This window comes from Mycobacterium sp. IDUB_39 (assembly GCF_055419205.1).
The window spans coordinates 551,009-570,292 of the sequence record NZ_JBVAXF010000003.1; the positions used below are offsets into that span (position 1 = coordinate 551,009).

The following is a 19,284-nucleotide window of genomic DNA, read 5'->3' on the forward strand; positions in this document are numbered from 1 at the left end:
CGTCATTCCGAAACCCCGCCCCGATCATCGCCGATCACGGCCTCGACCGCGTCGGCTTCGGCGAGCACGGCGGGCGCACTGAGGGCTTCGAGCACCGATTTCGCGGTCGCGACGCCGATCCCGGGCACCGCGGTGATCTCCTCGACACTGGCCTCCTTGAGACGCGCCACCGAACCGAAGTGGGTGACGAGCGCCTTGCGCCGGTGTTCGCCAAGGCCTCGCACCGAGTCCAGTGCGGACGCCGTCATCCGCTTGGATCTCTTGCTCCGGTGGTAACTGATCGCGAACCGGTGTGCCTCGTCGCGTACCCGCTGCAGAAGGTAGAGACCTTCGCTGTTGCGCGGCATCACGACGGGATCCGGTTCGGCGGGCACCCAGACCTCCTCGAGACGCTTCGCCAACCCGATGACCGCGACGTCGGTCACGCCGAGTTCCTCGAGTACCGCGGCTGCGGCGTTGACCTGCGGGGCACCGCCGTCGACCACGAACAGGTTCGGCGGGTAGGCGAACCGTCGCGACCTGCCCTCGGCGACAAGCGGCCGCTCGGAGTCCGCGACGTGCCTCGCGAAGCGGCGGCGTGTGACCTCTGCGATGGACGCCACGTCATCGGAGCGGCCGTCTCCCGCCGCCTCGCGGATCGCGTAGTGCCGGTAGTCCGACTTCTTCGGCAACGCGTCCTCGAAGACCACAAGGGAGGCCACCACGTCAGTGCCCTGCACATGGCTGATGTCAACGCACTCGATGCGCAACGGAGCATCGGCCAGCCCGAGAAAGTCCTGGATGCTCTGCAGTGCAGCCGATCTCGCGTTGAAATCACCCGCGCGCTTGAGCTTGTGCTGAGCGAGAGCGTCCTGGGCATTGCGCTGCACGGTCTCGGCCAGTGCCCGCTTGTCACCGCGGTACGGCACCCGCAGCGAGACCCGCGACCCGCGCAGACCGCTCAACCAGGTGCCCAGTTCCTCGGCGTTGTCGGGCAGCACGGGCACGAGGACCTCGCGTGGAACCGGGTTGGTGGCCTCGTCGGCCGCGCCACCGAGTTCGGCCTGATCGCCGTAGAACTGCGTGAGGAACTGTTCAACCAGCTTCTCCGGACCGGATTCATCCGGCTCACCGGACTTCTCGACGACCCAGCCACGCTGGCCCCTGACCCGTCCGCCGCGGACGTGGAAGACCTGCACCGCGGCCTCCAGGTCGTCGTCGGCGAAGGCGACCACGTCGGCGTCGGTACCGTCCCCGAACACGACGGTCTGCTTCTCCAGCGCGCGCCGAAGGGCTCCGATGTTGTCGCGCAGCCTGGCGGCTCGCTCGAAGTCCAGTTCCTCGGCGGCGGCACTCATCTGCCGCTCCAAGTCACGAACCAACCGGTCAGTCTTGCCCGACAGGAAATCGCAGAAGTCGGTGACGATGGCCCGATGCTGCTCGGCGCTTACCCGCCCGACGCAGGGCGCCGAGCACTTGTCGATGTAGCCCAGCAGGCAGGGCCTGCCGATCTGGTTGTGCCGCTTAAACACTCCGGCCGAACAGGTGCGTGCCGGGAACACCCGGGTGAGAAGGTCGAGGGTCTCCCTGATGGCCCAGGCGTGTGAGTAGGGCCCGAAGTACCGGACACCCTTGCGGCGCGGTCCGCGGTAGACGAACAGCCGCGGATACTCCTCGTTGAGGGTCACGGCCAGCACCGGGTAGGTCTTGTCGTCGCGGTATCGGATGTTGAACCGCGGGTCGAACTCCTTGATCCAGTTGTACTCGAGCTGAAGCGCCTCGACCTCGGTGCTGACGACGGTCCACTCGACGCTGCCCGCGGTGGTCACCATCTGCCTGGTGCGGGGAGCGAGGCCGGAGATGTCGGCGAAGTAGGACGTCAGCCGGCTGCGCAGGCTCTTGGCCTTGCCGACATAGATCACCCGGCCGTGCGTGTCCCGGAACCGGTAGACGCCCGGTTGGACCGGGATGGACCCGGGCGCGGGCCGGTACGTCGATGGATCAGGCACGGGTTCCAGGTTAGTTCGACGGGGCGACGTCGCCCGAAGGGCTAGTGGTCTCGCCCGAAGGGCTAGTGGTCGGGCCGGCCAGAGCGTCGATGAAACCGCAGTACGCCGCGGCCTTGGCCTCGTAGTTGGCGTACAGGTCGTAGCTCGCGGCACCCGGCGACAGCAGGACGACATCGACGTCGGGCACTGCGGCCGCCGTGCGCACCGCCTCCTCGAGGTCGCCGACGACACGGGTCAGGCCCGGATGTGCCTGGGCGAACCCGCGGCCGATCGCGACGCCGTTGGTGGGCGCCTGGATCAGCGTCACCCGGCGCGCACCACTGCACAGGTAGTCATCGACCTGGTCGTAGTCGAGTTGCCGGTCCATGCCGCCGACGATCAGCGCGACGTTGGCCTCTGGCCGCATGGCCCGCAGTGCCGCGACCACGCTCTCGCCTGTGGTCGCCAGGGTGTCGTCGATCCACGAGATCGCGCCGGTGGAGCGAACCGTCTGCAGTCGGTGCGGCAGGCCGCCGAAGGTACCCGCCGCGGCGTCGAAATCGGCCTGCGGCACAGGCGCACCCGTCATCTCCGTGATCGCAGCCGCAGCCAGCGCGCCGTTGACGGCGTTGTGCGCGAAGCCCATCACCGACCCCGACGCTCCCGAGGCCACGGTCGCGGGGTCGATCAGCCGCAGCGACGGCGGCAGGTCGGTGATGCCGATGCCCGCCAGCCTCGTCACCACCTCTGGGGTGCACACCAGCGAACGAGACCCGAACCGAAAGACATTGGCCTTCGCCGCGTAGTACGAATCGGTACTTCCGTGCCAGTCCAGGTGGTCCTCGTACAGGTTGGTGATGACCGCCACCGCGGGCGATGCGGTGAGCAGCGCCGCCTGCTGGCTCGACAGCTCGGCGACCACCACCACACCGTCATCAGGTGACAGATCTGACAGCGGGGTGCCGATGTTGCCCGCCACCACGGCCTTGACGCCCATCGAGCCGAGGAGGTGACCGATGAACGACGCGGTGGTCGACTTACCCTTGGTGCCCGTCACGCCGATCGTCTGCGCACCCCACCGGGACACGAACCAGTCTGCCGCACTGGAGATCCGGATACCGGACTGCCTGAGTTCGGCGAAGAAGGGTTGGTGCCACGGCACCCCGGGGCTGACGAAGACGATGTCGCATTCGCTCAGTCGGCCGAGGTGCTCCGGGCCACGGAACACCGTGAGGCCCTCGATGCCGTCAGGTGTCTCGAACGGTCGGCGACCGACATCGTCGACCGCGTCGATGCGCGCGGCACCGGCTGCAGCGGCGGTGCGCGCCATGGAGATACCCTCGCGGCCGAATCCCCAGATGCCGACGACCCGACCCGCGAGATCAGGCTGGGGCACGGTCATCCCGGCTATCCAGGCCATCCAGCTCCTCCAGGCTCACCGCGTACCGTGCGGGCACGTAGTGGATCGCGGGGCCGGTCTGATCGTCTGTGGCCGCGACCGTCACCAGCTCGTCGCGGCGCGCACGCAGCGACTCGACGATCAGAAGACCGTGCCATTCCCTGTCGTCGAGGACCGCGAGCAGCGCCTCCGCCGCCTCGTAGTACTCACCGACGCACTCGAAGGGCTTGTGCACACCCAACCCGACGATGTCCTCGATGCCCGGCTGATTGTCGCCGACCGCGAACAGGTTCTGGCCGAAGATCCCCTCGAGGCGGCTACGCCCGAGCCTCGGCGCCATGAGCAGGAACACGAAGAGACACTTCGGGCAGTGCCCGCACCACGTCGCGCCCCGGCGTCCCGCGTCGATCGCGAACGGCCGGTTGCAACTGATGAACGCGTCGAAGTACTCGGGACACGCGCGGAACCGGTCGGCGATCTCGGACTCCGAGAGACCGCGCAGCAGCGAGAAGTATCGACCGGGGTTCATGCCGTGCTGCGCCAACGTGTTCCGCAGCAGGGTCTCGTAGGTGATGCTCTTGGACCACTGGTGGTTGACGTCGCGGCCCATCCACGACACGTTGCCGACGTTGGACGACCGCTCGTTGGAGAAGACCACCGGTCCCAGGCCGCGGGCATCGGCGACGATCAGCCCGATGACGCTGTTGATCGCGGTCACCGGCACGTGGCCGTTGTGCGCGCCCCTCGCGTTGACCTCGATCAGGCCGCGGTCAATCGATCGACTGACCCGCGTGCTCGTAAGGCCGCTGATCGCGATGCACCGATCGATGGGGTCGAACTTGTTGACGCTGAACAGCACTGGATCGAATCCGTGGCGCTTGAGCGCCTCGATGGTCACCACCGAGTCCTTACCGCCACCCACCGGTACCAGTGGTGGACGGTTCTCGTCGAACTCCTCGGGTACGGCTGCACCGTCGAGAGCCGCCGTCGGGCCCGTCACCTCGGGGGTCAGGGCGGCGGGCAGTGCGGCACGGTACGCGAACTCGCCGAGACCGCCGGCGATCAGCTCGCGCAGGTAGTCCTTCTCGAAATCGAATGTCGGGAAGGCGATCTCGATGCGCGGTGGCGCGGCGGCCTTGTAGTAGCTCGGCGAGCAGGTCAGGGCCAGCAGACGCAACAGGCGGTCGTCGGGCACACGCGCCAGGTCCGACCCGAAGTCGACGGTCTCGGTGAAGGTCACATCGGCGGCGGGATCCGTGCCGCGCAGCGCGTAGTGCGCGGCGAATCGGCCGTCGACGAGTTCATATCCGTCGATGCTGAAGACCCGGTACTGCTCGGGTGCGAAGGGCTCGGTCATGGCTGCCTCGTGAACGGCGGGTTCACCGAAGTGTCCACCGGGTAGTCGGTTCCGTCGATGCCGCGCACCGGGTGCGTCTCGAAGTGCGGTGAGATCCACCACGCGCGGGCGGCGCCGGCGGGACACTCATCCACCCGCTCAACGGCGTTGATCAGCCCGCACGCCACCATCTGATCGAGTATGGAGACGGGTTCGGGATTGTCGGCACCCCGGAGTCCACCGGCGGTCTCGAACACCAGCGCACCGAGGAACGGAACCCCTCGGCAACCCGTTCGGATCGCGACAGTGTCGGCATAGCCCTGGCCGGCGAGCCACCGCTGGACCTGGTCGGCCTCGCCCTTGCTGGTGGTGCGGGCCGCCATCCGCCGCCAGTGCGGGTCGCCGGGCCGGGCTGTCGGCAGGGGCGCGTCGGTGCCCGCTATGCGGACGGCCTCGGGGTGCACCGGTCGGATCACGTCGCCGGTCACGACGACGCGGGTCCGATCGTCGACCTCGAGAACCGTGACCGCGACCGCGGCGACGGCGTGTGGCGCCGCGGCAGACATCGCGCCCTGGAAATCGGCCACCGCATCGCGAAGGTCTGACCGGTCGGGCATCTGGATGCCGAAGAACTCCGCGGGTTCGGCCAGGTAGTGCCAGAGGTCCTCGACGTCGGGCGCGACACCGGTGCGGATGGGCAGGGTGATTGTCGGGTTGCCCCCGGGGCGTGTGATGACTTGCGTCACAGGGAGAAGCGGAGTATCGATTCCCTGTAATCCGTGTGTCGGCGTGGGCACATCGTCCGTGGGCGAAACGTCCAACGTCGGCGACGGCGCTGCCATGCGAAAATCGGTCACTATCAGGGCATTCTATCGCACGCGACGAATGGACCCGGTAATCACCGACGAGCGCTTGCGCGAGGAGCATTCCAACACCGACGAGCGCTTGCGCGAGGAGCATTCCAACACCGACGAGCGCTTGCGCGAGGAGCAATCAGGTACCGCATGAGCGCACCGAAGGTCGTCAGGGTGGGCGAATCGCAGTGGCGCGCGTTCGCGATACTGCGGTTGCGCGCGCTCGAGGACACGCTGGGCGGCGACGATTCCCAGTACCGGCACGAAGTCACGTTCACGGCCGCGCAATGGCGACGCAGGCTGCGCGAGCACGCCCAGTTTGCGCTGCTTGTCGACGACCGGATGGTGGGGTTGATCGGCGCTCAGCGCGAGACGCTGGATTCGGTGTATCTGTACTCGCTGTGGCTCGAGCCCGCCGTGCGACACCGCGGTCTGGCACACCAACTGTTGGAGGCGGCGGTGACGTGGGCCCGCGACGAGCGGGTGAACGCCGTCACGCTGCGCGTCAACACCGGCAACAATGCCGCCCGCAGCGTCTATGAGAGCCTCGGGTTCGTTGTGGATCCCGCCGCCGCCCGCAGGCGTGACGGCGAGGTCACGATGCGTCTGGTCGTCAGCTGACGTCGCTGCGATAGCGCAGCATGAGTTCGCGGACCCGGTCCATCGAGTCGACGGCGCGTTGCTTGTCGACCGCCTGAATGGCCATGGCGGGTATGTACTCGTCATCGGGTAGGTCAACCCGGGCCCACCGGGCGCCGTCGGAGAACGACACGTCGACGACGTCGGACCACGGGATCAGGCGGTATGCCAATAGGTTTCGCACCGCGATCCCCGATGGTCCGACCCGAAGCCGCGGGCGCGCGAACAGCAGCACAACGCAGGCGATGATCACGCCAAGGGTGCCGATGCCCACCTGGTCGGAGGTCTGGAAGATCACGCCGCTGGACCCGACCTTGAGCAGGAAGCCGACCGCGATGTGGGCGGCCGCGATGAGAAACGCCGCGCCGTAGGCGAAGTACGGCGTGAGGTGTGGCCGAACCTCCAGATCCCACTCCGCCGATGTGGTCATGAGCGCGCGATATCGCGCAGCGTCAGCGCCGTTGCCAGGGCGGCCGCGGCGGCCTGCGCGCCCTTGTCCTCCGCAGACCCCGGCAGGCCGGCGCGGTCGAGAGCCTGCTGTTCGTCGTTGACCGTCAGCACGCCGTTGGCCACCGGGGTGGACTCATCCAGCGACACCCTGGTGAGACCCTGGGTGACGGCGTCGCACACGTAGTCGAAGTGTGGGGTCCCGCCGCGAATCACCACGCCCAACGCCACCACGGCGTCGTACTGCGCAGCCAATGCCTGTGCCACCACCGGAATCTCGATTGCCCCGAGCACGCGGACCACGGTGGGCGAGTCGACGCCGCAGTCCTTCGCGGTGCGCAGCGCACCGTCGAGCAGCGCGTCGCAGATGCGGTCGTGCCACGTGCTCGCCACGATCGCGAGGCGGATACCCGAGGCGTCGATGACAGGGAAGTCCGGAACGCCCGCGCCACTCACGACGCGCCACCGGGCTCGTCGGCGGTCGGCGGAAGCCGATCACCCAGCAGATAGACAGCCTCGTCGTAGCCGTCCATCTTGACCGCCTCTTCGTAGTCATCCAGCCCGGCCAGGTCGTGACCCATCCGATCGCGCTTGGTCATCAGGTAGCGGATGTTCTCGGAGTTCGCGCGCACGGGCAACGGCACCCGCTCGATGATGTGCAGCCCATAACCGTCCAGCCCGACCCGCTTGGCCGGGTTGTTGGTGAGCAGGCGCATCGACTTGACGCCGAGGTCGGCCAGGATCTGCGCACCGATGCCGTAGTCGCGCGCATCGGCGGGCAGGCCAAGCTTGAGGTTCGCATCGACGGTGTCATCGCCAGCGTCCTGCAGCTGGTAGGCCTGCAGCTTGTGCATCAGGCCGATCCCCCGGCCCTCGTGCCCCCGCATGTAGAGCACAACGCCGCGGCCCTCACGCGCGACCATGGCCATCGCGGCGTCCAGCTGGGGCCCGCAGTCACAGCGGCGCGAACCGAACACATCGCCGGTGAGGCACTCGGAGTGCACCCGGACCAACACGTCGTGTCCGTCGGCCTCGGTGCCGGAGAGATCGCCGCGGACCAGCGCGACGTGTTCGACATCGTCGTAGATGCTGGTGTAGCCGACGGCACGAAACTCGCCGTACCGGGTGGGGATGCGCGCCTCGGCGATCCGCTCGATGTGACGTTCGTGCTTGCGTCGCCACTCGATGAGATCGGCGATGGAGATCAGTGCGAGGTCGTGGTCGTCGGCGAAGACGCGCAGCTCGTCGGTCTGGGCCATCGAGCCCTCGTCCTTCTGGCTGACGATCTCGCAGATCGCGCCCGCAGGCTGCAGACCGGCCAGTCGCGCCAGGTCGACGGCGGCCTCGGTGTGACCGGGCCTGCGCAGCACGCCTCCGTCCTTGGCGCGCAGCGGCACGACGTGGCCGGGCTTGGTGAAGTCGCCGGCGACGGCCGTGGGATCGGCAAGCAGACGCATCGTCGTGGCGCGGTCGGACGCCGAGATGCCGGTTCCCACGCCTGCCTTCGCGTCGACCGTGACGGTGTAGGCGGTGCCGTGCTTGTCCTGGTTGATCGCATACATCGGCAGCAGGCCCAGCCGGTCGCAGACATCGCCATCCAGCGGTACGCACAGGTAGCCCGAGGTGTAGCGCACCATGAACGCCACCAACTCGGGCGTGGCCTTCTCGGCGGCGAAGATGAGGTCGCCCTCGTTCTCGCGGTCTTCGTCGTCGATGACGACGACGGCCTTACCCGCGGCGATATCGGCTATCGCCCGCTCGACGGAATCAAGCCTCGTCATCTGTTTGCCACCTACTCCAGGTAGGCGATTTCGGGGCGCACGACCACGTGTATCGCGGGTCAGCGCTCGAACTCGCCTAGGACCAATCAATCGACTTCAGTATGAACCACGCTGAAGCGCGCGTTATTGCCCGCTCCCGACCAGCGGGGCAGGCGGTTCGCAAATATGTGTAACCGCCGCGGTGTTCAACCCGCGGATGAAACCGGGTGACGGCCATGGTCGTCCATGGCACGGCCGCTGTGCGGGATCTTGTCGGTGCCGGGGTTGGGCAGGGGGACAAGAACAACGTCGATTGGCGCGAACCCTGCCCTACAGGGGTACAAGAACAGCTCCGGCAACAGCGCGGGTTGCGGTGCTGCGATTTCGCGTTTCACCAGCGATTCGGAGGGGAATTTCGCTCTGTACACAGCGCTGTCACATGAGGGGAGTCAAGGTGAAGCTCAACAAACTAGCGGCATCGATTGGCATCGTCGCAGTCGCGGTCGGCGTCGCTGCCAGCACGCTTGGTCCTGCGTCGGCGGCCAGCAACATCAAACCGTTCGGTCAGCCGGAGACACTGATCGGTCCCAACGGTGCTCCGCAGGTCACCTACACCGTTCACGGGCTGAATCCGAGTTCCGCCCCGGTACCGCACAACGGCCAGTTGTATGAAGCAAATGTGACCGTCGAGGGTGGCGGGAATCCGTTCATGCCGTTCTTCAACGCCCGCGCGGAGGACGGGGCGATCTACCGCGTCATCGGCGGCTCGGTGCCCGGCACGATCTTCTTCGACGTCGTCGGCCCTGTGCCGAACAGCGTCGTCTACAACGATGGTGTTCAGGATCTTCTGGTGTGGATTCCCGGACAGCCGCAGGGAGGTACGCGTCCCTAGCGGCTACCCAGTGGACAGTGGGACGATGGGGCATACCCGCTGGTAGAGCCGCTATCGTTGACCGAGCAGCCGCTCGACGTACTTGGCGATCACGTCCACCTCGAGGTTGACCGGGGTGCCGACGGCGGCGCGGCCCAGGGTCGTCAACTCCAGAGTGGTCGGGATGAGCGACACCTCGAACCAGTCCCCCGATGCGTCGTCCCCGGAATTGTCAACGCCAAGCGCGGACACCGTGAGCGACACACCGTCGACCGTGATCGACCCCTTCTCGACGACGTAGCGAGCCAGTTCCTGGGGCAATGCGACGCGCACCACCTCCCAGTTCTGTGACGGTGTGCGGGCGATCACGTGGCCGGTGCCATCGACGTGGCCCTGGACGATGTGTCCGCCGAGTCGGCTGTTGACCGCCGCGGCGCGTTCCAGGTTGACCCGGCTACCCACGTCAACGCCGCGCAGGCTGGACCGGTTGAGGGTCTCGGCCATCACGTCGGCGGTGAACGCACCGTCGGACAGGACGTCCACCACGGTGAGACACACGCCGTTCACGGCAATCGAGTCACCGTGGCCGGCGTCCGTGGTGACGAGTGGACCGCGGATGACGAATCGCGCGGCATCCACGAGATCCTCCTTGCCGACGATCTCACCAAGCTCTTCAACAATTCCGGTGAACACCGAACAAGGCTACGACGCCGTCCACGCCGCCGTCCGAGCGCGCCCGCGGTCAGGCCGCCCGCAGCCGTGGCCAGCGAAACGGCGGCACCCCGATGAACCTTTTGCGCGGGAATGTCAAGGTCAGAAACCATGAGTCGACCGATTCCGGTACACCGGACCCGCGGTGTACCCCGCGGCACCCTCTACGATGCAAATCATGCAGACGCGCCCCCGGCTTGCCGTCCTCGTATCAGCCTTCACAGCAATCCTGACCGCCACCGTGCTGGTCGCCGGATGCTCCTCGTCCAGCAAGGAGTCCACCGAACCACTGCCCGACGCGGCAACACTGGTGGCGGACTCGACGAAGACCACACTGGCCCAGAAGAGTGTCCACTTGCAGCTGTCGGTCGATGGCGAGATCAAGGCACTGCCCATCGCCTCGCTGACCGGTGATCTGACCCTGACTCCGGCGGTCGCGGCCTCCGGCAAGGCCGACATCATCTTCCTCGGCCAGAAGCTCGAGGGTGTCGAGTTCGTCGTGCTTGACGACACGCTGTGGGGCGCCATCACGCCGGGCAGCTGGCAGGACTTCGGTCCCGCCGTCGACATCTACGACGTGGCGGCGATCCTTAAGCCCGACACCGGGCTGGCCAACATCGTCGCCAACTTCTCCGACCCCAAGGCCGACGGACGGGAGAACGTCAATGGCGTGGACACCGTGAAGGTCACCGGAACCGTCAGTGCCGACGCCGTCAACAAGATCGCTCCGCAGATCGGCGCCACCGGCCCCGCGCCCGCCACCGCCTGGATCGAGGAGGAGGGTGACCATCAGCTCATCCAGGCCAAACTGGAGCCGACCCCCGGCAACACCGTCCAGATGACGATGTCCGACTGGGGTAAGCCCGTCACCGTCACCAAGCCCGCGGTGTAAGGACACACCAGATGTCGCAGACCTCAACAGGTTCGGCCAACAGCCGTCGGATCGCAATCAGTGCGGGCGGCCTCGCCGTGCTGCTCGGCGCACTCGACACCTATGTCGTGATCACGATCATCCGCGACATCATGATCGACATTCAGATCCCGATAAACCAGATCCAGCAGGTCGCGCCGATCATCACCGGCTATCTGGTGGGCTACATCGCGGCGATGCCACTTCTGGGACGTGCGTCGGACAGGTTCGGACGAAAACTACTGCTGCAGGTGAGCCTCGTCGGCTTCGCCGTCGGATCCATCATCACCGCGATGTCGGGCGATCTGACGGTCCTGGTGATCGGCCGCATCGTGCAGGGCATCGCCAGCGGTGCGCTGCTGCCCGTCACGCTCGCGCTGGCGGCCGACCTGTGGTCGGAGCGCAAACGCGCCGCCGTCCTCGGCGGTATCGGTGCCGCGCAGGAACTCGGCAGCGTGCTCGGCCCGCTGTACGGCATCGCAGTGGTGTGGGCGCTCAACAGTTGGCGCGACGTCTTCTGGATCAACGTCCCCATGGCCATCGTCGCCATGGTGATGATCCACTTCAGCATCCCGTCGCGGCAGAAGCGCGAGGGCCCGGCCGAGAAGGTCGACGTCGTCGGCGGACTTCTGCTGGCGCTGGTCCTGGTGCTCGTCGTGTTCGGTCTCTACAACCCCGCCCCGGACGGCGAACACGTGCTTCCCGAGGGCGGTTGGATACTGCTGTGCGGGGCGGCGGTTGCCACAGTCGCGTTCTTCACGTGGGAGAAGTTCGCCAAGACCAAGCTCATCGACCCGGCGGGCGTGCACTTCCGGCCGTTCCTGTGCGCCCTCGGCGCCTCATTCGCCGCAGGCGCCGCACTGATGGTGACGCTCGTCAACGTCGAGCTCTTCGGCCAGGCGGTGCTCGGACTCGACCAGAACCAGGCCGCCTTCCTGCTGATGCGCTTTTTGGTCGCACTGCCCATCGGCGCCCTTGTAGGCGGATGGGTCGCCACCAGGGTCGGTGACCGCATCGTCGCGTTCGTCGGACTACTCATCGCGGCGTACGCGTACTGGCTCATCTCACACTGGCCCGTCGATCTCCTGGCCGCGCGTCACGATCTCGGCTTCTTCACGCTGCCCGCGATGGACACCGATCTCGCCCTGGCCGGCATCGGTCTCGGCCTGGTGATCGGCCCACTCACCTCGGCGGCACTGCGCGTGGTTCCGTCGATACAGCACGGCATCGCGTCGTCGGCAGTGGTGGTCGCTCGCATGACGGGAATGCTGGTCGGTGTGGCAGCACTGTCCGCGTGGGGGATCTATCGGTTCAATCAGCACCTGGCGGAGCGACTGGCAGCGCAGCCTGCGCCGTCGGCCGACACACCTGGCGGCCAGTTGGTTGCCGGAGTCACGCGCGTTGCGAAGGCATCCGTCGAGGCGTACGCACTTCAGTACGGTGAGATCTTCGGCATCACGGCGATCGTGTGCATCGTGGGCGCGCTGTTGGGGCTGTTCATCAGCGGCAGGCACGAGGTCGCAGATGCTCCCGACGCCGATCCCGATCCAGCCGAGGTCATCGAGGCCAACCGGTAGGCCCGGTCGGCCTTCTCAGCAGCGCTCGATACCGGGTGTTTGCAATCTGAACTCGTTGCGCTTGGCGGTGCTCGGGCTACTCAGCACCGCGCGCAGCGGCCGGCAGACCATTTCCTTGATGGTGCTCTGATCGACTGGGCGAATACCGAGCCAGTCCTGCAGGGCAGTCATGTTCCTGTCCTTTGTTCGTGCTTACCTGCGCGCGAACATCGTTGGTAAGGCGCGATACGCGTGACGGGCTCCAACGGCCCGAACATGTCTTCGATTCTACGGGCGCCCGCCCGCCCAGACCGGCCTCCATCCCGCGCTCGACGTCTCGAACCGGTAACGAGTCACCCAACGGACGCTGAATATGAGTGATGCCAGTCACATTCACGCGGAGAGGAATTCTAGATCTCACCCAAGCGGATCAGCCGGGCACCAGGCTGAGGCGAAGGTCGGGGCCTATCCGTTCGGTCCCGTCGAAGCGCCACCGCTGGGCGTGGGTGATGCTCGGCACCCCGATGTCATCGACGGCGACGATCGGTCCACCCAGCAGGATGGGCGCGACATAGGCCAGGATCCTGTCGATCACGCCGGCCCGCAGAAATCCGCCTGCCAAGGTCGGGCCACCCTCGAGCAGCACATCGGTGCGGTCCGACAGCGCCCGAATCACCTCGTGTGGGTCACGGGTGCGGATCACCATCGTCCGCGAGTCATCGTTCAAAACTCTTGCATCCGAGGATATTTCGCGTTCACCGACGACAACGCGGAGCGGCTGACGTTCGGCCAGGCTGCCGTCGGGAAGTCGCGCCGTCAACGTGGGGTCGTCGAACAGCACGGTGCCCGTGCCGACGACGATGGCATCGACCACCGCTCGCCGCCGGTGTACGTCAGCGCGTGCGGCCTCGCTGGTGATCCACTGGCTGCTGCCATCTGCCGCGGCACTGCGCCCGTCCACGCTCGTCGCGTACTTCCACGTGACGTGGGGGCGGCCGGTCCGCTGCTTGTGCAACCACTCGCGCAGCGGGCCGCCGATCACATCGTCGGCCAGCACGCCCGACATGGTGTCGACACCGCTGCCGGTCAGCCTCGCAGAACCGCCGGCGGCCAGCGGGTTCGGATCGGCCACGGCGTACACGACGGCCGAGACACCGGCGGCGAGAAGGGCATCCACGCACGGCGGGGTACGACCGTGATGATTGCACGGCTCCAGCGTCACGACCGCGGTGCCGCCCGCGGCCCGCTCCCCCGCCCGCCGCAACGCGAGTACCTCGGCGTGCGGGCCACCCTGCGGCGCCGTCGCTCCAACGCCTGCGACGTCACCGTGGCGGTCCAGGATGACCGCGCCGACGGGCGGGTTCGGATAGGTGGTGCCCTTGACCTGATCGGACAGCTCGATGGCCAACCGCATGGCGGCCTCGGGCGTGATCACGACAGGTGCGGGGACACCGCGGCAGCCTGCCGCCTCAGCGCCTCCACTGCCGCGGCCGGGTCTGACGCGCTGTAGACCGCCGAGCCCGCGACGAAGCAGTCCACCCCGGCTTCCGCAGCCGCCTCGATCGTGTCGGCGTTAATACCGCCGTCGATCTCCACCAGGATCCTCAGTTCACCGGCGTCGACGAGCCGCCGAACGATGCTCACCTTGGGCAGCACCTCGGGGATGAACTTCTGTCCACCGAAACCGGGTTCGACCGACATCACCAGAAGCGTGTCGAAGTCACGCAGGATCTCCAGGTAGGGGTCGATCGGCGTACCTGGTTTGACGGCCAGACCCGCCTTCGCGCCCGCAGCTCGGATGTCGCGGGCCACGGCGCGCGGATCGTCAGTCGCCTCGGCGTGAAATGTCACGTTGTATGCGCCCGCCTCGGCGTACGGCGGTGCCCATCGGGCGGGGTCCTCGATCATCAGATGGCAGTCCATCGGAATGTCGGTGACCCGCAGCAGGCTCTCGACCACCGGCATGCCGAGGGTCAGATTGGGTACGAAGTGGTTGTCCATGACGTCGACGTGTAACCAGTCGGCGCCCTTCACCGCTGCGGTCTCCTCAGCCAGCCGAGCGAAGTCGGCAGCCAGTATCGACGGTGCAATCATCGGTCCAGCCATGGCCGTCAGACTACTTGCAGGGCCGCGGCGAACATTGCATCCGTCCCGTGCCGGTGGGGCCACAGCTGCACATGCGGTCCGGGCCCGAGATCAGGCACGGTGTCGAGGCCGGGGTCGAACAGCGGCCGGGTGTCGATCGGCTCAACGCGATGACGGCGCACCGCGTCGGTGACCACCCCGACTGTCTCGGCCAGGTGCGGCGAGCACGTCGCGTACAGCACCACCCCGCCCGGCCGCACCAGTGCGATCGCCGCGGCCAGCAGTTCGCGCTGCAGCTTCGCCAGCGCGGGCACATCGCCGGGCTGTCTGCGCCACCGCGCCTCGGGTCGACGTCGCAGTGCTCCGAGCCCGGTGCACGGTGCATCGACCAGCACACGGTCGAAGGACGCGGCGGGCAGCCCGCTCTCGCGGCCGTCGACGCGCAACACCTCGACGTCGAGCCCTCGGACGTTCTGCTCGACCAGATCCGCGCGGTGCGGTGCGGGCTCGATCGCCGTGACCCGGGCACCGGTGTCGGCGGCGATGGCGGCCAGCAGCGATGTCTTGCCGCCCGGACCAGCGCACAGGTCAAGCCAGCGGCCCCCGTCACCGTCGACGGGCGCCAGTGTCAGCGCTCGCGCGACCAGCTGGCTGCCCTCGTCCTGCACCTGCGCGGAGCCGTCGCGTATCGATGCCAGTTGGCCGGGGTCACCGCCGGACAGGTAAACCGCGTACGGCGAGTAGCGACCGAGGGTGCCGTCCACCTGCGCGGCCAACTCGGCCGCGGTCAACACCCCGGGCCGTGCGGCCAGGTGCACCTGTGGTCGTTCGTCGTCGCTGGCCAGCAGCGCTCCCAGTTCGCCGGCGTCCGCGCCGAGCGCATCGGCGAAGGACTGGGCGATCCAGCGCGGATGCGAATGAGTGAATGCCAGATGCCCCACCGGATCGCTCGCGGCAGACGGCGCCAGCTCGGCAACCCAGGACGCCTCATCACGTGCGCCGATGTTGCGCAGCACGCCGTTGACGAAACCCGCTCGCGCCGAGTCGAATTCGATAGCCGCCTGCTCGACGGTGGTGTCCACTGCGGCATGCGGCTCGACGCGGGTGCGCAGCAGTTGGTAGACGCCGAGTCGCAACAGATCCAGCAGGACGGGGTCGATCTGGTCGGTGGGCCGGCCGGCCGCGCTGCTGATCACCGCGTCGAGCAGGCCCTGGCTGCGGCACGCACCGTAGGTCAGCTCGGTCGCGAACGCGGCGTCGCGTCCCGTGATGCCGCGCTCCCGCAGCAACGCGGGCAGCGCGAGGTTGGCGTAGGCGTCGCGCTCGGAGACCGCGCGGAGCACGTCGAATGCCGCGCGCCGGGCCGGGTCGAGGGGTTTGCGGCGCGGTGCACGCCGATTCTGGGGTCGATTCTGCGGTCGATTCACGATGCCACCGCCGTCTCGTCGAGGCGGGCTCCGCGAGCCCAGTCCGTCGCCGCCATCGCCTTCTTCCCGGGCGGTTGGATGAGGGTCAGGGCCACCGGTGTGGACGCCGTGCCGACGAGCACGCCGTCACGTCCGGCGCGAATACTGCCGGGGGGCAACGGTTCCGAATCCGTGACGGTGACGGGACCGAGCTTGACCCGCAGGTCGCCGACCATCGTCCAGGCGCCGGGGTTGGGTGTGACCGCGCGGATTCGCCGGTCGACGACGTGCGCGGGAAGGTCCCACCGCACCCGCGCCTCCTCGACGGTGATCTTCGGGGCCAGCGTCACACCCTCGGTCGGCTGCGGCACGGCAGTCAGCGAGCCGTCGGCCACCCCGTCGAGTGTGGTCTCAAGCAGCATGGCGCCCGATATCGACAGCCGCCCGAGCAGATCGCCTGCGGTGTCGGTCGGGCGGATCGTCTCGGTGACGACACCGAACACGGGGCCGGAGTCGAGACTGGGCTCGATCTGGAACGTCGTCGCGCCGGTGACGGTGTCGCCGGCGGCGATGGCCGCCTGTACCGGCGCAGCGCCACGCCATGCGGGCAGTAGCGAGAAGTGCAGGTTGATCCAGCCGAGGCGGGGAACTGCGAGCAGGCCGTCACGCAGCAGTGCGCCGTAGGCCACCACCGCAGCGCAGTCGGGCGCGAGTTCGGCCAGCTCCGCGATGAATTCGTCATCGTTGGGCTTGGCGGGCCTCAGCACGGGGATGCCCTGCTCGAGGGCCAGCGAGGCGACCGGTGACGGCGCCGGCTTGCCGCGCCGGCCCGACGCGGCGTCGGGCCGGGTCAGTACGGCCACCACGTCATGGTGGGGCGAGTCGATCAGCCGCTGCAGGGACGGCAGTGCCGGCTCGGGGGTGCCTGCGAAGACAATGCGCACGAAATAGACCTCAGCCTGGAATCTGGTAGTACTCGCGCTCCGGCACCCTGGCCAGCGGCGCGACGAACATCCACGGAATGGTGCTGACGAGGCGGTTGAGCGTGGCGACCGCGTCGTTGTAGTACTGCCGGGCGAACGCCAGCTTGTTCTCGGTGTCGGCGAGGTTGTCCTGAAGGTTGAGGAAGTTGTTCGAGGAGTTCAGCTGCGGATAGCTCTGCCCCAACGCGAGCACCTGCCCCACGGCCGTGTCGAGATCCTTCGCGGCGACGCTGCGCTCCGCGACGGACTTCCCGCCGGTGGCCGACGTCAACGCCGCTCGCGCGTTCGTGACGTGATCAAGGATGCCCTTCTCGTGTCCGGCGAAGTTCGCAACTGTGTGCACCAGGCTCGGGATGAGCGAGGCGCGACGGGTCAGTTCCACGTCGATACCGGAAAGCGCCTCAGACACCCGGACGTCGGCCGTGCGAATCTTGTTGTAGCCCAGCACGAAGCCGATCAGGATCAGTACCAAGAGCACCAGTACCAGAACCAACAGATAGGTCACCACGAGCCACCTCCTCCTCCGCCGCCGCCTCCGCCACCACCGCCACCGCTGGACCCGCCGCCCCCACTCGAGGATGACGATGATGCCTGCGACGCGGTGTAGGCGCCGATCGACGACGATAGCGCCGAGTCGAAGCTGTCGAAGTCAGGCCCACCCGAGTGGTCGGAGAGACTCGAGCTGGTAGTGGACGAGGAACCGTACCAATCGGGCTGCGGGGCAACCGCGCCGGTCGCGTCCTGGTACTTCTTGGCCCACAGTGCCGCGGCGCCCGCGGCGACCGCGAACGGGATGTAGGCGGTGTACAGGTCCTTGCGGGCCGCGAAGTCGAATCGCGTCTCGGCGGAGTCGGTGGACAGCAGTCGGTGGAATCCCCCGGCCTGCGACCACAGTTGGCGTCCCGCCGCCGTGCGCCGCATGCCCACGCCGTCAGCCCACGACTTCACCGTGAAGGCGAAGAACACCGCGAACGGCAGGCCCCACAAGGTGGTCGGGAAACCCCACCGGAGGAATCCGAAGACGGCCAGGATCAGTGCCAGCGCGTTGGCCGTGCGCACCCACAGTTCCTTCTTGCGCTTCACGATCAGACCGTCGTCGAGCGCCCACTTCTTCACCGCCGCGGCCATGTCCGACTTGGCCTTGCTGAGCTTCTCGCCGGCCCTCTTCGTCGGCTTGGCCTCGAACTCGGCCCCCGAACTCATCACCTTCAGCGTGGAGCCGACGGCGATGCTGACGGGATCCACATCCGCCCACGCGCTTCGCTGCGCGATCCCACGGATGACCCACTGGTCGGCGCTTGTCTGTTTGAGGTCGACCAGTTTGCGTTCAGCCAGGTACAACAGCGTCGCGGTCAAGCCGTTGCTTGGCACGCTCTCGGTGCGGATGTACTCGATCTGCACTGGGCCAAGACCAGCTGGTGGTCCGTACTGCACTGGGAAGCCGGGCTCGGGTTCGACAGTGGTCCGGTACCACAGGTAGGCCATCGCGCCTCCGGCGACGGACAGCGCGAGGAGCCAGACGACGGTGATCACCGACTGACCGAGTATCCGGTCCCAGGTCCACGACCACGGCAGGGTGGCGCGCGCGGGTGTCGGTAGGTCGATCCCGGCGCGCAGCGTGACCGGTGTGCGCGGTGCCAGGTCCGTGGCGGTGACCTCAACGGTGTTTCCGTCGACGCTGAGGCCGGCGCAGGCATCTCCGACGCCGTAACCGACCGAGCACTGCGCACCGGTGACATCGGCGGGCAGGGTGAGGTGAACGTTCGCCCGCTCGATCCAGTTGTTCCACGACGGTGCGATGACGTTCCAGTAGAACGTCGACTCCGAGTTGGGCTCGCCGACGGAACGCGCGAACTGCCGGTTCTCGCCGGTGCCACCGGGATCGAGCACGCCGGCAATGGTGTAGCGAATCTCGTAGGTGTGTTCGCCGGGAGTCAGCGTGCTGTCGGGATCGCCGATCTTGGCCACCCGAAAGCGTTCGCCGTCCTCCCACAGCAGCTCGTACCCGGCGGGTTCGCCGTCCATCAGGATCGATGTGATCTCCGGGGTCTGCCGGACATGAGGGCTGTTCTGGTTGGCCACATCCCAGTAGCGAAAGATGCCGTGCCGCCCGCTGGGGAACTCGCCGGTGATCGTCTCGACGGCGTCGAGAGTGCCGTCCTCGGTGACTGCGAAGTCGGCGTCGAAGTTGGTGATCATCACCGGATCGTTCGCCGGCCCGGCCGCCGATGCGCCGCTACCGACAAGCGGCCACAGCAGCCCGATGGCGATGAGACCCACCAGGATCAACCAGCCGATTACCCGCCGCATGTCACCCCTCGATCGGCTCGGCCCCACCTGGACCGGATCCGCGTCGTCCC

The 19,284-nt window shown here is 67.5% G+C and carries 20 protein-coding genes; 5 read left to right on the forward strand and 15 right to left on the reverse strand.

What is annotated here, in order from left to right; all coding sequences use genetic code 11:
• Window positions 1–2: 2 nt before the first annotated feature.
• From uvrC to ACZY0X_RS14575, 4 genes are read right to left on the reverse strand one after another with little or no spacing between them, the layout of a single operon-like run.
• On the reverse strand, window positions 3–1,988 hold the full coding sequence (gene uvrC, locus ACZY0X_RS14560; protein ID WP_463771351.1) for an excinuclease ABC subunit UvrC: 1,986 nt from the start codon (window positions 1,986–1,988) through the stop codon (window positions 3–5).
• A gap of 10 nt (window positions 1,989–1,998) precedes the next feature.
• Window positions 1,999–3,369: a Mur ligase family protein gene (locus ACZY0X_RS14565; protein WP_463771353.1), complete on the reverse strand. Its 1,371-nt coding sequence runs from the start codon at window positions 3,367–3,369 to the stop codon at window positions 1,999–2,001.
• Entirely contained in the window at window positions 3,350–4,723 is a 1,374-nt protein-coding gene (locus ACZY0X_RS14570) for a hypothetical protein (protein WP_463771354.1), read from the reverse strand. The genes ACZY0X_RS14565 and ACZY0X_RS14570 overlap by 20 nt, the downstream gene beginning before the upstream one ends.
• Window positions 4,720–5,448, reverse strand: a complete 729-nt coding sequence (locus tag ACZY0X_RS14575; RefSeq protein WP_463771356.1) for a hypothetical protein — start codon at window positions 5,446–5,448, stop codon at window positions 4,720–4,722. Before ACZY0X_RS14575 ends, ACZY0X_RS14570 begins: the two co-directional genes overlap by 4 nt.
• A gap of 43 nt (window positions 5,449–5,491) precedes the next feature.
• On the opposite strand from ACZY0X_RS14575, the gene ACZY0X_RS14580 reads away from it, so the two are divergent.
• Together ACZY0X_RS14580 and ACZY0X_RS14585 are read left to right on the forward strand one after the other, a co-directional pair.
• Entirely contained in the window at window positions 5,492–5,710 is a 219-nt protein-coding gene (locus ACZY0X_RS14580) for a hypothetical protein (RefSeq protein WP_463771357.1), read from the forward strand.
• Window positions 5,707–6,177: a GNAT family N-acetyltransferase gene (locus tag ACZY0X_RS14585; RefSeq protein ID WP_463771359.1), complete on the forward strand. Its 471-nt coding sequence runs from the start codon at window positions 5,707–5,709 to the stop codon at window positions 6,175–6,177. Before ACZY0X_RS14580 ends, ACZY0X_RS14585 begins: the two co-directional genes overlap by 4 nt.
• On the opposite strand, the gene ACZY0X_RS14590 is transcribed toward ACZY0X_RS14585, so the two are convergent.
• The 3 genes from ACZY0X_RS14590 to ACZY0X_RS14600 are packed head-to-tail and all read right to left on the reverse strand — an operon-like array spanning window position 6,170 to window position 8,423.
• Window positions 6,170–6,625, reverse strand: coding sequence for a PH domain-containing protein (locus ACZY0X_RS14590; protein WP_463771360.1), 456 nt, complete (start codon window positions 6,623–6,625; stop codon window positions 6,170–6,172). The genes ACZY0X_RS14585 and ACZY0X_RS14590 overlap by 8 nt on opposite strands.
• Entirely contained in the window at window positions 6,622–7,098 is a 477-nt protein-coding gene (ribH, locus tag ACZY0X_RS14595; protein WP_463771361.1) for a 6,7-dimethyl-8-ribityllumazine synthase, read from the reverse strand. The genes ACZY0X_RS14590 and ribH overlap by 4 nt, the downstream gene beginning before the upstream one ends.
• Complete coding sequence (locus ACZY0X_RS14600) at window positions 7,095–8,423, reverse strand: bifunctional 3,4-dihydroxy-2-butanone-4-phosphate synthase/GTP cyclohydrolase II (RefSeq protein ID WP_463771362.1); 1,329 nt, start codon at window positions 8,421–8,423, stop codon at window positions 7,095–7,097. The genes ribH and ACZY0X_RS14600 overlap by 4 nt, the downstream gene beginning before the upstream one ends.
• Window positions 8,424–8,856: 433 nt before the next feature.
• Between ACZY0X_RS14600 and ACZY0X_RS14605 the strand changes: the two genes are divergently transcribed.
• Window positions 8,857–9,294 carry a DUF1942 domain-containing protein gene (locus ACZY0X_RS14605; protein ID WP_463771364.1) on the forward strand — a complete coding sequence of 146 codons (438 nt, stop codon included), beginning with the start codon at window positions 8,857–8,859 and terminating at the stop codon, window positions 9,292–9,294.
• 51 nt (window positions 9,295–9,345) lie between these two features.
• Here the strand turns inward: ACZY0X_RS14605 and ACZY0X_RS14610 are convergent, their stop codons facing one another.
• A complete protein-coding gene (locus ACZY0X_RS14610; protein ID WP_463771365.1) occupies window positions 9,346–9,966 on the reverse strand; it encodes a riboflavin synthase in 621 nt (206 codons plus the stop codon).
• Window positions 9,967–10,162: 196 nt separating this feature from the next.
• Between ACZY0X_RS14610 and ACZY0X_RS14615 the strand changes: the two genes are divergently transcribed.
• Both ACZY0X_RS14615 and ACZY0X_RS14620 read left to right on the forward strand, forming a co-directional pair.
• Window positions 10,163–10,876, forward strand: coding sequence for an LppX_LprAFG lipoprotein (locus ACZY0X_RS14615; RefSeq protein ID WP_463771366.1), 714 nt, complete (start codon window positions 10,163–10,165; stop codon window positions 10,874–10,876).
• 11 nt (window positions 10,877–10,887) lie between these two features.
• Window positions 10,888–12,471 carry an MFS transporter gene (locus ACZY0X_RS14620; protein WP_463771368.1) on the forward strand — a complete coding sequence of 528 codons (1,584 nt, stop codon included), beginning with the start codon at window positions 10,888–10,890 and terminating at the stop codon, window positions 12,469–12,471.
• 15 nt (window positions 12,472–12,486) lie between these two features.
• Here ACZY0X_RS14620 and ACZY0X_RS14625 read toward each other — a convergent pair whose 3' ends face one another.
• The 7 genes from ACZY0X_RS14625 to ACZY0X_RS14655 all read right to left on the reverse strand — a co-directional run bounded on the left by ACZY0X_RS14625 (window position 12,487) and on the right by ACZY0X_RS14655 (window position 19,234).
• Window positions 12,487–12,642 (reverse strand): hypothetical protein, encoded by a 156-nt coding sequence (locus ACZY0X_RS14625; RefSeq protein ID WP_463771369.1) that lies wholly within the window; start codon window positions 12,640–12,642, stop codon window positions 12,487–12,489.
• A 238-nt stretch (window positions 12,643–12,880) separates the two neighbouring features.
• A complete protein-coding gene (ribD, locus tag ACZY0X_RS14630) occupies window positions 12,881–13,882 on the reverse strand; it encodes a bifunctional diaminohydroxyphosphoribosylaminopyrimidine deaminase/5-amino-6-(5-phosphoribosylamino)uracil reductase RibD (RefSeq protein WP_463771602.1) in 1,002 nt (333 codons plus the stop codon).
• Complete coding sequence (gene rpe / locus ACZY0X_RS14635; RefSeq protein WP_463771371.1) at window positions 13,882–14,556, reverse strand: ribulose-phosphate 3-epimerase; 675 nt, start codon at window positions 14,554–14,556, stop codon at window positions 13,882–13,884. The genes ribD and rpe overlap by 1 nt, the downstream gene beginning before the upstream one ends.
• 5 nt (window positions 14,557–14,561) lie before the next feature.
• On the reverse strand, window positions 14,562–15,962 hold the full coding sequence (locus ACZY0X_RS14640) for an RsmB/NOP family class I SAM-dependent RNA methyltransferase (RefSeq protein WP_463771372.1): 1,401 nt from the start codon (window positions 15,960–15,962) through the stop codon (window positions 14,562–14,564).
• Window positions 15,959–16,885 carry a methionyl-tRNA formyltransferase gene (fmt, locus tag ACZY0X_RS14645; protein WP_463771374.1) on the reverse strand — a complete coding sequence of 309 codons (927 nt, stop codon included), beginning with the start codon at window positions 16,883–16,885 and terminating at the stop codon, window positions 15,959–15,961. Before fmt ends, ACZY0X_RS14640 begins: the two co-directional genes overlap by 4 nt.
• A gap of 10 nt (window positions 16,886–16,895) precedes the next feature.
• Window positions 16,896–17,432 carry a LemA family protein gene (locus ACZY0X_RS14650; RefSeq protein ID WP_463771375.1) on the reverse strand — a complete coding sequence of 179 codons (537 nt, stop codon included), beginning with the start codon at window positions 17,430–17,432 and terminating at the stop codon, window positions 16,896–16,898.
• Window positions 17,426–19,234, reverse strand: a complete 1,809-nt coding sequence (locus tag ACZY0X_RS14655) for a DUF2207 domain-containing protein (protein WP_463771377.1) — start codon at window positions 19,232–19,234, stop codon at window positions 17,426–17,428. The genes ACZY0X_RS14650 and ACZY0X_RS14655 overlap by 7 nt, the downstream gene beginning before the upstream one ends.
• Window positions 19,235–19,284: the final 50 nt, after the last annotated feature.